A 14044-nucleotide genomic window follows, 5' to 3' on the forward strand; every position below is an offset into this window, starting at 1 on the left:
GGGCGGTGTCATGCAAGAACACAGGTCTAACCATGCCCACCAGAATTTCCCGCGACGCCTATGCCGACATGTATGGCCCCACCACCGGCGACCGCCTGCGCCTTGCGGATACCGATCTGATCATCGAGGTGGAGCGCGATCTGACCACCTATGGCGAAGAGGTGAAATTCGGCGGCGGCAAGGTGATCCGCGACGGCATGGGTCAGGCGCAGACGACACGCGCGGAAGGCGTGGTGGACACCGTCATCACCAACGCGCTGATCCTTGACACAACCGGCATCTACAAGGCCGATGTGGGCCTGAAGGATGGCCGCATCGCCGCCATCGGCAAAGCGGGCAACCCGGATACGCAGCCCGGCGTGGACATCATCGTCGGCCCCGGCACCGAGGCCATTGCGGGCGAAGGGCGGATCCTGACAGCGGGCGGGTTTGACAGCCATATCCATTACATCTGCCCGCAGCAGATCGAGGACGCGCTGCATTCGGGCCTCACCACGATGCTGGGCGGCGGCACCGGCCCGGCCCATGGCACGCTGGCCACCACCTGCACGCCCGGCCCGTGGCACACGATGCGGATGATGCAGGCGGCGGATGCCTTCCCGATGAACCTCGCCTTCGCGGGCAAGGGCAACGCGAGCCTGCCCGCGGCGCTGGAAGAGCAGATCAAGGCCGGGGCCTGTGCGTTGAAGCTGCACGAGGATTGGGGCACCACGCCGGGCGCGATCGATTGCTGCCTGTCGGTGGCCGATGCGATGGATGTGCAGGTGATGATCCACACCGACACGCTCAACGAAAGCGGCTTCGTGGAGAACACCGTGGCCGCCATGAAGGGGCGCACCATCCACGCCTTCCACACCGAAGGGGCAGGGGGCGGCCATGCGCCCGACATCATCAAGGTGGTGGGCGAAAACCACGTGTTGCCGTCGTCCACCAACCCGACGCGCCCCTATACGGTGAACACCATTGAAGAGCATCTGGACATGCTCATGGTTTGCCATCACCTCGACAAGGCGATCCCCGAGGATGTTGCTTTCGCCGAGAGCCGTATCCGGCGCGAGACCATCGCCGCGGAAGACATCCTGCACGACATGGGCGCGTTTTCGATCATCGCATCCGACAGCCAGGCCATGGGCCGGGTCGGCGAGGTGATCATCCGCACCTGGCAGACGGCGCATAAGATGAAGGTGCAGCGGGGCCGGCTTTCGGAGGAGAGCGGCAATAACGACAACGTCCGCGTGAAGCGCTACGTGGCGAAATACACGATCAACCCGGCGATTGCCCACGGGATCAGCCGCCATATCGGCTCCATCGAAGTGGGGAAACGCGCGGATCTGGTGATGTGGAACCCGGCCTTCTTCGGCGTGAAACCCGAGATGGTGCTGCTGGGCGGCACGATTGCTTGCGCCCAGATGGGCGATCCCAACGCCTCGATCCCCACGCCGCAGCCGGTTTACTCGCGGCCCATGTGGGGCGCGTTCGGGCGCTCGGTGGAGCAGTCGGCGGTGATCTTCACCTCGGCGGCGGCTGTGGCAGAAGGGGTGCGTGGGGCCTACGGGCTCGCCAAGCAGACATTGGCGGTGGAGAACACGCGCAACATCGGCAAGGCGGATATGGTGATGAACAGCGCCACGCCGGAGATCGAGGTGAATCCGGAAACCTACGAAGTGCGCGCCAACGGGGAACTGCTGGTCTGTGAACCGGCGAGCGAACTGCCAATGGCGCAGCGGTATTTCATGTTCTGATTTGCGCCCGCGAGGCACGTGCAACCTTAGAACTGGCGTTGCGCCCGCACCGGGGCGGGAAGCGAAGCGCCCGCCCATGGGGCGGGGCGGGCGCTGCCAAAACTTCGTTTTGGCTTTTTATCTTCTTACCCTTCCGGCGCGTACCAGATTGGCGAGGTATAGGCGCGTTCCTGACCGATGGTCACCGCCTCTTCCGGGATCTCCGCGCCAAGGCGCACCTTGTCATAAAGCACCCAGCGCGGGGTCGGGATTTCGAGGATCCGCGCGTAATAGAAGGCGTGCTGGCTGGCATCGAACTCCGGGTCCGTCCAGACTGTTGCCAGCTCCGAAGCGCCGATGGTGTTGGTGTAATTGGCGGCCTCTTCATCTACGGTATTGCCCACGGCGGGCAGCTTGCCATCGGTATCCGGCGCGCGGTCGCCGGACCACGCCACGTCGTACACCTTCTCATGCAACTCGCCTTCGCTGTCCATCCAGCCTTTCACGATCTGGATGCGATCAAGGTTCGCCCCGATGGGATCGCGCAGGGCGTAGACCATGAAGCTCGGCGCGTCCGAGGTCGCGCTGCGCAGATCGGCCCCCATCGGCACGCCCTTCTCATAGCCCGCGAAGGCCGGCGCGCGGGAGCGCAGATCGTTGTCGGTAAACTCCCAGCCGCCGAAGAAGCGCACCGTGATGCGCGGGCCCGTGGTGGCGTAAACCTCTCGCCGCCACATCGCGTCCCAGATCGCCTCACGTGTGTTCTCCGTGGCCCAGACACCGGTATATCCCGATGCCACCAGCGACCAGCCGGGAAACTCGCCCTGATCGGTCTTGGAGAATGGGTGTTCGATCCGCGTCTTGCTGGGCTCAACGGAGGCCGATTTGCTCCAGAAGTTGTCGCTGTCGGCGGTGGTGAGCGAGGTATGGCTGTCCGTCGCGCCGGAGAAGCCGAAGCGGTAAGGGTTGATGCCCAGCTTTTCCTGCAGCTTGAAGCCCACTTTCAACGCCTCGCGGGCATATTCGCGGGGTAGCATCTCTTCGGTTTTTGCGGCTGACAGATCGAGGTTGCCGGCGTCCCATGTCTCGTAGTCGGCGAATTCATCGTCCGGGCTCAGCACCGGGTGGGTCTCACCGTCGCCCTTGATCTGGGTGATTTCGTAGAGCGGCTCCCAGCGGGCGCGCAGCATGGCGTAGTTTTCGTCGACCTTGCCACCGGCGTAGGTGTCCTCCGTGGGGAACATCCAGCCGTTGGAGAGGTTGCCGTTGTGGGCCAGCGCCAGCGCCTTGCCGCCGGTCTTGTCTTCATAATCCTGCATCCACTGGTAGAGATCCAGCGGATCGGTGGAGCCGACGGGCGGCAGGGTGACCATGGGCACCACCTGCTCGGCGCGACGTCCGCTGTCGCGCAGGATGACATTGCGGTGCAGGTTGTTGCCCTGCGGCACGCTTGTCCACTCATAGGCGATGAAGGCGGTGAAGGCGCCGGGCTCATTGTAGCGCTCTGCGGCGTCGATCACCTGCTGCCAGACATTGGCAAAGGCGGTGGAGCCGGGCGAATAGGCGGTCACAAGCTCTTCGTCGATCGTCATCTGGCTGAAGTTTGTGATCAGATCGAGCGCCGCATTTGCGGCCGCCTCGCCACCCTTCTGGAACTCGGTGTACCAGCCGTTGCCCTGTTCGTTCTCCACGATGGCCGGGGCGCCGGCCTGCAGATCGGTGGCGAACCCCATGAAATCGGAGTGATCGGTGAGCGCCATCCAATCCAGCGGACGGCTCAGGCGCACGGGCAGGCCGGTGGAGGAGGTGACTTCCTCGCCGCGCGCAAAGCGCCAGGCCTCATCGGGGCCGAGCGTGTTGCCGAAGAGGCCCGCATCCGGCGAAAGCGCGGTGTGCAGGTGGGTGTCGCCCCAGAACACCTGCGACGGAAAGCTGCGCTGCGCGTAAGGCGAATAGGCTTTGCCGGGATAGAGCCCTTCCAGCGATTCCTTGGTGGGTTTGAACTGCGCCTGCACCGCCGGGGCAAGGGCGAGCAGGATTGCCGCAAGGGCGGTTGTGCGATGGTAATTCATGGCAGGCTCCCGGTTGTTAATATTCACATTTTTGAAGAGCCTAGCGCAGGATTGGCAAATCTCCAAATCTGGTTTCCGGGTCATCTGGTAAGCTGATCTATCCGTTCGGTTAGGGGGTGCCGGTGGTGAAGCCTTGCGTGGCCTGCATGGCGGCCTTGCAAAACTGGCCGTTGCCTCATTTTTAGGCGGAAATATAACCGCCGTAGTTTTGAAAAGTACGCAAGGTGCGCCGCATGGCCTACGCAAACACCACCCAAGCCTCCGTGGGCACCGCGCCCGCCACCGTTTTCGGCGTGATCGCCGATGCCATCTCGGCCTTCTTCCTGCGCGCCGAGGCCTTCGCCGACGAGGCCGATGCAGAGCGCCGGATCCACCTGCTCAACAGCGTGTCCGACGAAACGCTGGGCCGCATGGGCCTGGAGCGCGGCGACATCCGAGCCTACGTGCTGGGCCACTGAGCCCGGTTTAGGCTGACGCCGCGACAGCCTTGCGCGCCGTGCAAGGCAGCCTTGCTGACCTATTCGTTGTGGTGGCGCTAACAGCGTGCCAGAGTGGGGGCAGGGGAGGAAACAACGTATCCTGCGAGGTTTCCAACATGGCACACGCCGCAACACATTCCGACACCGCTTCCTTTGCCGCTGGCCTTTCCGCGCTGTTCAGCCGTCTGGGCGCTGCCCTGATGCGCGCCGCCGAGAACCGCTCCCGCGTGGAGCAGATGGAGCGTCTGAACGCGAAATCCGACGAAGAGCTTGCCGCCCTCGGCCTGCGCCGCGAAGACATCGCCCGCTATGTCTTCCGCGATATGATGTTTATCTGAGCATCTGCACGAAAACGCGCCCCGAGCCGCTGGCTCCGGGCGCTTTACGCTGGCCCTTGGCCGAAAATGCTGCCTAGACTGCGCCCGAATTTAAGGCGCTGGCTCAATTAGGCAGCGCTTGGCACGGCAAGAAGGGGCAGCGGCATGGGCAAATTCGAGACAGGCGCACGCGCGGGGGCGGCACGGCCATGAGCCTTCCGGTTGCCCAGGGCCACAGCCACCCGCCGCTCAAAGCCGCTCCCTTTGCCACGGTCGCGCTGACCTATGAGGGCCGCCTGCTGCGCCGCCGCCGCCTTGAGGCCGATGACGGCACCGCCTTCCTTGTCGATTTCCCCTCCACCGCCAGCCTGAACGCAGGCGATGCTTTCGTGCTGGAGGATGGCCGGATGATCGAGGTGCAGGCCGCGCCGGAATCACTGCTGGAAGTGCGCGGCGATCTTGTGCGGCTGGCCTGGCACATCGGCAACCGCCACACCCCTTGCGAGATCGGCAGCGAATGCTTGTGGATTCAAGACGATCACGTGCTCGCCAAGATGCTGGAGACGCTCGGCGCCGAAGTGAAACCGGTGTCGCGCGCGTTTTGCCCGGAAGGCGGGGCCTATGGCCACGGGCGCACCTTCGGCCACAGCCACGGGCCGGACGGGGCGCATGATCACAGCCACAGTCATTCCCACGGGTAAGCCCGCGCCACCGATGACCCCGGATCTTCTGAAACTCACGCAATGGCTCTCCCCGGCGTTTCCGGTGGGGGGCTTTGCCTATTCTCACGGGCTGGAGCAGGCCATCGAGGCAGGCCATGTACGCGATGCGGCGAGCTTGCAGAGCTGGCTGCTGGCGCTTCTGCGCCTTGGCACCGGGCGGATGGATGCGGCTCTGATCGGGCGCGCCATGGTGGGCGAAGACGTGGCCGATCTGGCCCGCGCACTGGCGGCCTCGAAAGAGCGGCTGGAGGAGGCCGAGGCGCAAGGCACGGCTTTTGCGCAGACGGTCTCGGCGCTTCTTCCCAGTGCCGTCGCGCCCGCGTCCCTGCCGGTAGCCGTGGGCGTGGCCGCGCGCCAGTTGAGCCTGCCGCCCGAGCAGGTCGCCGCGCTTTACCTGCACGCCTTCACGGCCAATCTGGTCAGCGCGGGCGTGCGCTTCATCCCCCTTGGGCAGACGGCCGGCCAGCAGGTGCTGGCGGCGCTCCATGAGGAGATCACGCGCATCGCGACTGAGGCCGTCACGCGCGATCCTTTGAGCTTTGGTAGCGCAGTACAGGGCGCGGACATGGCGGCGATGAAACATGAAACACAAGAGGTGCGGCTGTTCAAATCCTGAACGGCGCGCCCGAAGACGAGAAGAAGGCAGCAGACATGGCCAGCAAGAACGGACCTCTCCGCGTCGGCATCGGCGGCCCCGTGGGCGCGGGAAAGACCACCCTCACCGAGCAGCTCTGCCGGGCGCTGAGCGCGGAGTACTCCGTGGCGGTGATCACCAATGACATCTACACCCGCGAGGACGCCGAATACCTGATGCGCGCACAGGCGCTCCCCTTGGAACGGATCCGGGGCGTGGAAACCGGCGGCTGCCCCCATACGGCGATCCGCGAGGATGCCTCGATCAACCTCGCCGCCGTGGCCGAACTGAGCGCGGAATTTCCCGATCTGGATGTGGTGCTGATCGAGAGCGGCGGCGACAATCTGGCCGCAACCTTCAGCCCCGAGCTGGCCGATCTGACGCTCTACGTGATCGACACCGCCGCCGGGCAGGACATCCCGCGCAAGAAAGGGCCGGGGCTGGCGCGCTCCGATCTGTTGATCATCAACAAGACCGATCTCGCGCCCTATGTGGGCGTGGACGTGGCGCAGCTGGAAAGCGACGCCCGCACCGCGCGCGGGCCACGCCCCTTCGTGATGGGGGCGCTGAAGAGCGGCAAGGGCGTTTCACAGGTGGTGGATTTCCTGAAGGAACAGGGCGGGCTTTAGGCGCTGTTACTAGAGGCCCTACCTCGACTCTGCCTTTTGCCCAACAGGTACTGTTGGGCCGCGCCGTCCCGCCTCGTCAAACCGCAGGTTTGCCTCCGGCAAAACGGGGCGGCGCGATTGCGCCACCCCTCGGGACGGCGCTACCGTTCCAAATCGTTCCAAGCAAATGCTCTTCTGAAGCCCGTTCAAGCCTCTTCGGGCTGCTCCAGCGAGCGGCCAGAGGCGGCCAGCACGTTGCGCGCCCAGCGGTAGTGCTTGCGCACCGCGTCCACGCTGCCGGTGGCCTCCTTCATGGCTTCCGCCGCATAGGCCGTCATCAGGGGCTTGTCGCCCCGGCGTGCGGCCTCGGTGAGCTTTTCGAGGTAAGGCCCATGGGCGCGGCGGGCGCGCAGCAGGCGGTGGATGCTGTCGGCGCTGAAATCGCCTTTCGCGGCGGCGCGGATCATCGGGGTGAGGATCTCCATCGCCTGCAGGCTCTCCTGCACGTCGGGGCCCATGTGGCGGCAACGGATCTGCTGCACATGGGGCCGTGTGAACAGCGCCGCATGCATCGCATCGAAGGGCTGCGCCGGATCATGCATCACGAAGACCTTCCCAGCCCCTTCCACCATATCCGGCGCGTAGCCGTAGCGATCGGTGAAGGAGAGCCGGCGCTGCGCCTTGAAGCGCGTGTCCCAGGCGGTGACCTGCGGATCCAGCGTCGCCTGCGGCTGCAGGCTGATCACCGTGGCCCCCGGCGCTGCCACCGAGAAGGCCGCCGCCGCATAGCCGCAGGCCCCGGCGCCATAAAAGATCACGCGGTCGAAATCCTCGAAGAAGCCATCGTCCACCAGCCGATCAAAATAGCCGTAGACATAGCGATCCCGGAACCATGTTTCCTCATGGGCGAGGATGCAGAGCTGCGACCAGTCGGTGCCTTCCACGAGGTGGAAGCCCAAGGGCTGCGCGTCCGGCGATGTTTTCGCGATCGACTCGATGGTTTCGAACGTCACCAGCAAGGTGGGGGATTCATCGGTAAAAATGGCCGAATGCTTCGGCCCAAGCGGCTGAAAATAGCCGCGCTCCTCGCCGATATCGTCGATGCGTTCGAGCCACGCATCCCGATCGGCGAGCGAAAGGTTTTCGCTCATACTCACAGTTTCATCGTCCATAGGTTCAACGCCCTAAACTCGTAAAATCCCAACAGTCACTAAATTGCACATCCCTATCCTTACCACGTATTGGGGCGAAAATGGGATGGCGTGCGCCCGTTCTCATGTCGGTGTTTCGCCTCGGGAAACAACCGGCGGCGTAGGGGGCGAAAATCACAGGCCTCGGGGGCAATTAACCTTTTGGCAGACCGGCAGCTGCCCAAAGCCTATGCGCTGGCCTCGCCCTGTGCGGCGCGGGCCAGGGCGGCGCGGTGCAGGTTGTAGATCGATTCGGCATCTGCGCGCGGCAGCACGGGCGTGTCGGGCGCGAGCAGCAGACGGGAGAAGAAATAGATCACGTCCTGCGTCTGCAGGTGCGTGGCGATCTTGGCGCGATGGGCCGCCACGCAAGCGGCGTGCGCGGCCTCGACACCGGGCAGGGCGGCCAGTTCGCCCCGCGCCGTGCGCGTTGCCGGGGCCATGCGCTGGATGCGCGTATCTTCCTCGGTGTTGAAATTGCGCTCCACCCAATAGGCGAGGTCGATGTCGCGGTCGGTGTGGTTGGGCAGGCCCCGCGCGCGTTTCACCAGGAAGCTTTCCGCCGAGCGCAGGGAGTAGTGGTTGAGCCGCGCCAGAGCGCCCGTCCCGGTGAGCGGATGCAGCGAAATGCGGGATTCCGCCTTGGCATAGAGCGCGGGCAGGGGCTTTGCTCCGCCGTCGCACCAATTCGCCGCGGCGTGCTGTTTGGATTTGCGGAATTTCGGGCGGTGCACGCCGAGCTTCTGCACCTTGGGCGCGTTGCGCAGCAGGGTTTTGAAATAGGTGGCGTTGAGCGGAAAGGGGCAGGACTCCGGCGCGGCGCGCTGGAATTGCTCGGTGACCGGGCGGTCCTCAAACGCGCGCACGCCGTTGTTGCCGAAAAAGCGCCACGGAAGGGCGATGGCGTCGGTGCTGTCCGGGCAGGCGCGGGTCAGATCGGGCAGGCCGTTGAGCGGCTCGGCAAGACTCACGTATTCGTCGCAGTCGGACACGAGGATCCAGTCGGCGGCCTCCCGCAGCGGGTGATCCCAGGCCGCTTTCAGCGCCTGCCACTGGGGCGTTTTCTTGCCCGTCACCTCTTGCGGCACATGCACCACGCCCGCAGGCGCGAGGCTGTCGAGCAGCGCTTCGGTGCCATCGGAGCAATCGTTGCTGTAGATCAGGAAATCCGTGACCCCGGCAGCGCGGTGATGGGCGATCCAGTCCAGCAGGAAGGGGCCTTCGTCGCGGACGGTGGTGATGATCAGGATGCGCACGGTGGGGAATGATCCGGTTCCTGTTGGCTTTCCATAGGGGTAGCGGCTGGTGTGCCGGCACGCAATGGCGGCCTGCACGCTTGACGTGGGCGGGGCGAAGTGCAGCTATGAGCGGTGAGGAGGCAGTCATGGCGGCAGATATTTCATCCATCGACGCGGTTCAGGCCGCGCTTGGCAGTCAGGAGTACGTCTGCGGGCGGGATCTGGCCACGGTGGCCTTCCTTGCACTCAAGCTGGGGCGGCCCCTGTTTCTGGAAGGCGAGGCGGGCGTGGGCAAGACGGAGATCGCCAAGGCGCTTTCGGCCGCGCTGGGGCGCAAGCTGATCCGGCTGCAATGCTACGAGGGGCTGGATGCGGCGAGCGCGGTTTACGAGTGGAACTTCCCGGCCCAGATGGTGGCGATCCGCACGGCGGAGGCCTCCGGTGGGGCCGAGCGCAACGCGCTGCAGGCCGAGCTGTTTTCTTCCGACTATCTGATCGAACGCCCGCTGCTGCAGGCCATGCGCCCGCAGGAGGGTGGCGCGCCTGTACTGCTGATCGATGAACTGGACCGTACTGATGAGCCTTTCGAGGCCTTCCTGCTCGAAGCGCTTTCCGACTTTCAGGTCACGATCCCCGAGCTTGGCACCATCGCGGCAGCTGAGCCGCCCATCGTCATCCTCACCTCCAACCGCACCCGCGAAGTGCACGACGCGCTCAAGCGCCGCTGCCTCTATCACTGGGTGGATTACCCGGATTTCGAGCGCGAACTCGCGATCCTGAAAGCCCGTGCGCCGGAGGCCACCGAGACCTTAAGCCGTGAGATCGTCGCCTTCGTGCAGCGCCTGCGCACCGAGGATCTGTTCAAGAAGCCCGGCGTGGCCGAAACCATCGACTGGGCCAAATGCCTTCTTGCGCTGGACGTGATCTCGCTCAGCCCCGAGGTGATCGCCGACACGCTAGGCGCGATCCTGAAGTATCAGGACGACATCCAGAAGCTGCAGGGCTCCGAGGCCAAGCGGCTGCTGGAGGAAACCCGCGCCGCGCTGGAGCCCGCGTAAGCCTTGGCCGAGCATATCCCGCTTGAGATCCCCGAGGAGGGGCGGCTGGCGGAAAACATCCTCTGGTTCGCGCGCGCCTTGCGCAAGGCGGGCCTGCCTGTCGGCCCCGGGCGCACGGTGGATGCGGTCCGCGCGGTGGAGGCGGCGGGCTTCACCGACAAACGCGATTTCTACTGGGTGCTGCACGCATGCTTCGTCTCCCGCCCCGAACACCGCGCCACCTTCGCGCAGGTCTTCCGCCTGTTCTGGCGTGATCCGCGCTTCATGGAGCACATGATGGCGATGATGCTGCCCGCCATTCGCGGCGTGCAGGAGGAACGCAGCGCCCGCTCGGCCGAGAAACGCGCCGCCGAGGCGCTTCTGGACGGGATGCAGCCTGAGATCGAGACGCCTGAAAACGAGGGCGGCGAAGAGATCGAAATCGATGCGCGGGTGACGATGTCGGCGCAGGAACGGCTGCGCACGCTGGATTTTGAGCAGATGTCCACCGCCGAGATGGCCGAAGCCAAACGCATGATTGCCCGGCTCAAGCTGCCGGTGCAGCCCATCGCTTCGCGCCGCACGCAGGCTGCGCTGCACGGGCGGCGAGCGGATTGGCGCGGGACCATGCGGCAGGCCATGCGCAAGGGTGGGGAGATCCAGCGGCTTTCGCTGAAAGAGCCGCGCATCCGCTGGCCCAACCTCGTGGTGCTCTGTGATATTTCCGGCAGCATGTCGTCCTACTCCCGCGCGGTGCTGCATTTCCTGCATGCGGTGTCGAACCAGAAGGGCGCGGGCTGGGCGAAGGTTCATGCCTTCACCTTCGGCACGCGGCTCACCAACATCACCCGCCATCTGGCCACGCGCGACGTGGATGCTGGGCTGAAAGCGGCCGGCGCGGAAGCGCAGGATTGGGAAGGCGGCACCCGCATCGGGGCCTGTCTGCATGACTTCAACCGCGATTGGTCCCGCCGGGTGATGGGGCAGGGCGCGGTGGTGCTGCTGATCACCGATGGGCTGGACCGGGACGATCCGGAGGCTTTGGCTAAAGAGATGGAGCGGCTGCAACTTTCGGCGCGGCGGCTGATCTGGCTCAACCCGCTGCTGCGCTGGGAGGGCTTTGCGCCCAAGGCGCGCGGGATCGCCGCCATGCTGCCGCGGGTGGATAGTTTCCGCGCCGGGCACAACATTGCCTCGCTGGAGGCCCTTGGCGAAGCGCTCAGCCGGAGCGATGATACCGGGGAGAAAGCGCGGCTGATGGCCCTGTTGCAGGGCCGCGCGTAAGGAGGGGGCGCCATGAGCAAGACAGAGACATTCGACGATATCCCCGAAACTGCCCTGCGCTGGCATCGGGACGGCCGCCGCGCCGCTTTGGCCACGGTGGTGGAAACATGGGGCAGCGCGCCGCGCCCCGTGGGCAGCCAGCTGGCGATCAGCGGTGAAGGGGAGATCGCGGGATCGGTCTCGGGCGGCTGCGTGGAAGGGGCCGTGGTGGTGGAGGCGCTGGAAGCGCTGGACACCGGCGAGACGCTGCTGCTGGAATACGGCGTGAGCGATGATGAGGCCTTCGCCGTGGGGCTGGCCTGCGGCGGGCGCATCCGGGTGATGGTGGAGCCCATTGGCGCAGCCTTGCCTGAAAGCCTGCTGGCGGATCTGGTCGCCGCCCGCGCCGCGCGCCGACCGGTGGCCTATGCCGTGAACACCGCCGATTGGGGCCGGGGGCTGTCTGATGCCAGCGACGCGAGCTTGGGCGAGGCCATCGCGGCGCGCTTCCGCTCGGATAAATCGGGCTTTGAGGAAGAGGTCTTCCTTGCCATCCACAACCCGCCCCTGCGTATGGTGGTGGTTGGCGCGGTGCATATCGCCCAGCCGCTGATGGTGATGGCGCGGCTTGCGGGCTATGACGCGGTGCTGGTGGATCCGCGCCCCGCCTTCGGAGCGCAAGCCCGCTTCCCCGGCGAGGTGATCCTTGATGACTGGCCCGATGAAGCCCTCACAGCCCACGGGCTCGATGCCCGCACCGCCGTGGTGACGCTGACCCATGATCCCAAGCTCGATGACCCGGCCATCCGCGTGGCGCTGGCCTCAAACGTCTTCTATCTGGGCTGCCTCGGCTCCACCCGCACCCACGCCAAACGCGTGGCGCGGCTGACCGAAGAGGGCTTCACCGAAGCGCAGATCGCCCGTATCCACGCCCCCGTCGGGCTCAACATCGGCGCGAAATCCCCGGCCGAGATTGCCATATCGATCATGGCCGAGATCACCGCCCGCCTGAGGCAGGTGCCATGAAGTTTGGCACGGTTCCTCTGTCCGAGGCCGAGGGCGCGATCCTGTCGCATTCGCTGGCCGGAGCCACCCGCCGTTTGCGAAAAGGGGTGACGCTCACTGCGGACGACATCGCGGAGCTTGCCGGGGCCGGCCACAGCGAGATCACCGTGGCCCGGCTGGAGCCCGGCGATCTGCATGAAGACGCCGCCGCCGAGCGCTTCGCCGCCGCGCTGGTGCCAGACCCGGAGGCAGCGCGTCTGCGGCTGGCCAAGCCATTCACGGGCCGTGTGAACATCTACGCCACGCAGAACGGTGTAGCCGAGATCGATGAGGCTTCTATCCATCGGGCCAACGCGGTGGACCCGATGATTTCCGTGGCCACCGTCGCGCCTTGGGCGCGGATGCGCGAAGGCGGCATGGTGGCGACGGTGAAGATCATCTCCTACGCCGTGCCGGAGAAAGCGCTGCGGCAGGCGGCGCTGCAATCCATCGCCGCCCTGCGCCTGAGGCCTCCGGCTTACACAACGGCGAGCTTGATTGTTACCGAAACCACGCCGGGGCAGGCGGAGGGCGAGCAGAAGGGCGTGGAGGCGATCCGCGCGCGGCTGTCCGCCTTGGACGTGGAATTGATTGAAGTGATCCCGGCCGCCCACGAAACGCAAGCCATTGCCGGGGCTTTGCGGGCAGCGACGGGGGAGAGCCTGTTCATCCTCACGGCCTCCGCCACCTCTGATCCGCGCGATGTGGCCCCGGAAGGGCTGCGGCAGGCGGGCGGGCAGGTGGAGCGCTTCGGGATGCCGGTGGATCCGGGCAACCTGTTGTTTCTTGGGGCACTTTCCGGTCGGCCCGTGGTGGGACTGCCGGGCTGCGTACGCTCTCCGGTGCTGAATGGCGCGGATTGGGTGATGGAGCGGCTGCTGTGCGGTGTGCCGGTGAGCAGCGCCGATATTGCGCGCATGGGCGTGGGTGGCCTGCTGAAGGAAATCCCCAGTCGCCCGCAGCCGCGCGAGCGGAAATAGGCAAAAACGGACCGCCCGGCGGGAACCGCCGGGCATCGCCCGTCCGCCCCGTCAAACCGGAGGTTTGCCTTCGGCAAAACGGACGGGCGATACCCGGCTTGCTGTTCTGCACAGCCTGAAAACCTTCCCATGCTACCACCCTGAATAGAAACGGTTCTCAAACCGCTCTCCCCGTGCTTTACTCGCCGCAGCCAAGTGAATTTTCTGGGAGGATTATTTCATGCCAAAGGTCTCCATGACCGTGAACGGAAAGGCTGTTTCTGCTGAGGCAGAGGGCCGCACGCTTCTTTCAAACTATTTGCGCGAAGGGCTGGGGCTGACCGGCACCCATGTCGGCTGCGACACCTCGCAATGCGGGGCCTGTGTTGTCCATGTGGACGGCAAGGCGGTGAAATCCTGCACCATGTTCGCCGCCGAGGCGGAAGGGTCTGAGGTGACGACCATCGAAGGCATGGCCGCGCCCGACGGCACGCTGAACGCGATCCAGCAGGCGTTTCAGGATCACCACGGCCTGCAATGCGGCTTCTGCACGCCGGGCATGGTGATGAGCGCCGCCGCCCTTCTGGAAGAGAACCCGACGCCCACAGAGGCCGAGGTGCGCCACTATCTGGAAGGCAATATCTGCCGCTGCACCGGCTACCACAACATCGTGAAAGCCATTCTGGCCGCGTCCGGTCAGGACGTCTCCACGATCGCCGCCGAATAAGTTTCAACCGTTTCGCGCGTCGGCCTGGCGGTA

14 protein-coding genes are annotated in these 14044 nt (G+C 65.5%); 11 read left to right on the forward strand and 3 right to left on the reverse strand.

Annotated elements, in window-relative coordinates; genetic code table 11:
* The first annotated feature begins 32 nt into the window (after positions 1-32).
* The gene (ureC, locus tag KVX96_RS09155) at positions 33-1742 is read left to right on the forward strand and encodes an urease subunit alpha (RefSeq protein WP_261194093.1); all 1710 of its coding nucleotides are present in this window, start codon (positions 33-35) and stop codon (positions 1740-1742) included.
* Positions 1743-1867: 125 nt separating this feature from the next.
* Here the strand turns inward: ureC and KVX96_RS09160 are convergent, their stop codons facing one another.
* Positions 1868-3793 (reverse strand): DUF3604 domain-containing protein, encoded by a 1926-nt coding sequence (locus KVX96_RS09160; RefSeq protein ID WP_261194094.1) that lies wholly within the window; start codon positions 3791-3793, stop codon positions 1868-1870.
* A 233-nt stretch (positions 3794-4026) separates the two neighbouring features.
* Here KVX96_RS09160 and KVX96_RS09165 point away from each other — a divergent pair, with 233 nt between their 5' ends.
* From KVX96_RS09165 to ureG, 5 genes are all read left to right on the forward strand, one after another.
* Positions 4027-4251, forward strand: a complete 225-nt coding sequence (locus KVX96_RS09165; RefSeq protein ID WP_261194095.1) for a hypothetical protein — start codon at positions 4027-4029, stop codon at positions 4249-4251.
* Positions 4252-4388: 137 nt separating this feature from the next.
* Entirely contained in the window at positions 4389-4610 is a 222-nt protein-coding gene (locus KVX96_RS09170; RefSeq protein ID WP_261194096.1) for a hypothetical protein, read from the forward strand.
* A 188-nt stretch (positions 4611-4798) separates the two neighbouring features.
* On the forward strand, positions 4799-5290 hold the full coding sequence (locus KVX96_RS09175; protein ID WP_261194097.1) for an urease accessory protein UreE: 492 nt from the start codon (positions 4799-4801) through the stop codon (positions 5288-5290).
* Between the two features lie 13 nt (positions 5291-5303).
* The gene (locus KVX96_RS09180; RefSeq protein ID WP_261195415.1) at positions 5304-5927 is read left to right on the forward strand and encodes an urease accessory protein UreF; all 624 of its coding nucleotides are present in this window, start codon (positions 5304-5306) and stop codon (positions 5925-5927) included.
* A gap of 35 nt (positions 5928-5962) precedes the next feature.
* Positions 5963-6574 (forward strand): urease accessory protein UreG, encoded by a 612-nt coding sequence (gene ureG / locus KVX96_RS09185; RefSeq protein WP_261194098.1) that lies wholly within the window; start codon positions 5963-5965, stop codon positions 6572-6574.
* Between the two features lie 185 nt (positions 6575-6759).
* Here ureG and KVX96_RS09190 read toward each other — a convergent pair whose 3' ends face one another.
* Positions 6760-7725, reverse strand: coding sequence for a phosphoadenosine phosphosulfate reductase (locus tag KVX96_RS09190; RefSeq protein ID WP_261194099.1), 966 nt, complete (start codon positions 7723-7725; stop codon positions 6760-6762).
* 206 nt (positions 7726-7931) lie between these two features.
* Positions 7932-8999, reverse strand: coding sequence for a glycosyltransferase family 2 protein (locus KVX96_RS09195; protein ID WP_261194100.1), 1068 nt, complete (start codon positions 8997-8999; stop codon positions 7932-7934).
* A gap of 128 nt (positions 9000-9127) precedes the next feature.
* Between KVX96_RS09195 and KVX96_RS09200 the strand changes: the two genes are divergently transcribed.
* The 5 genes from KVX96_RS09200 to KVX96_RS09220 all read left to right on the forward strand — a co-directional run bounded on the left by KVX96_RS09200 (position 9128) and on the right by KVX96_RS09220 (position 14011).
* Entirely contained in the window at positions 9128-10039 is a 912-nt protein-coding gene (locus tag KVX96_RS09200; RefSeq protein ID WP_261194102.1) for an AAA family ATPase, read from the forward strand.
* Positions 10040-10042: 3 nt separating this feature from the next.
* Positions 10043-11302, forward strand: coding sequence for a vWA domain-containing protein (locus tag KVX96_RS09205; RefSeq protein ID WP_261194103.1), 1260 nt, complete (start codon positions 10043-10045; stop codon positions 11300-11302).
* 12 nt (positions 11303-11314) lie between these two features.
* Complete coding sequence (locus KVX96_RS09210; protein ID WP_261194105.1) at positions 11315-12307, forward strand: XdhC family protein; 993 nt, start codon at positions 11315-11317, stop codon at positions 12305-12307.
* Positions 12304-13305 carry a molybdopterin-binding protein gene (locus tag KVX96_RS09215; RefSeq protein ID WP_261194106.1) on the forward strand — a complete coding sequence of 334 codons (1002 nt, stop codon included), beginning with the start codon at positions 12304-12306 and terminating at the stop codon, positions 13303-13305. Before KVX96_RS09210 ends, KVX96_RS09215 begins: the two co-directional genes overlap by 4 nt.
* 220 nt (positions 13306-13525) lie before the next feature.
* Positions 13526-14011, forward strand: coding sequence for a (2Fe-2S)-binding protein (locus tag KVX96_RS09220; protein ID WP_261194108.1), 486 nt, complete (start codon positions 13526-13528; stop codon positions 14009-14011).
* Positions 14012-14044: the final 33 nt, after the last annotated feature.

Origin of the sequence: Pseudoruegeria sp. SHC-113 (genome assembly GCF_025376885.1) — a bacterium.
Taxonomy (GTDB): Bacteria; Pseudomonadota; Alphaproteobacteria; order Rhodobacterales; family Rhodobacteraceae; genus Pseudoruegeria.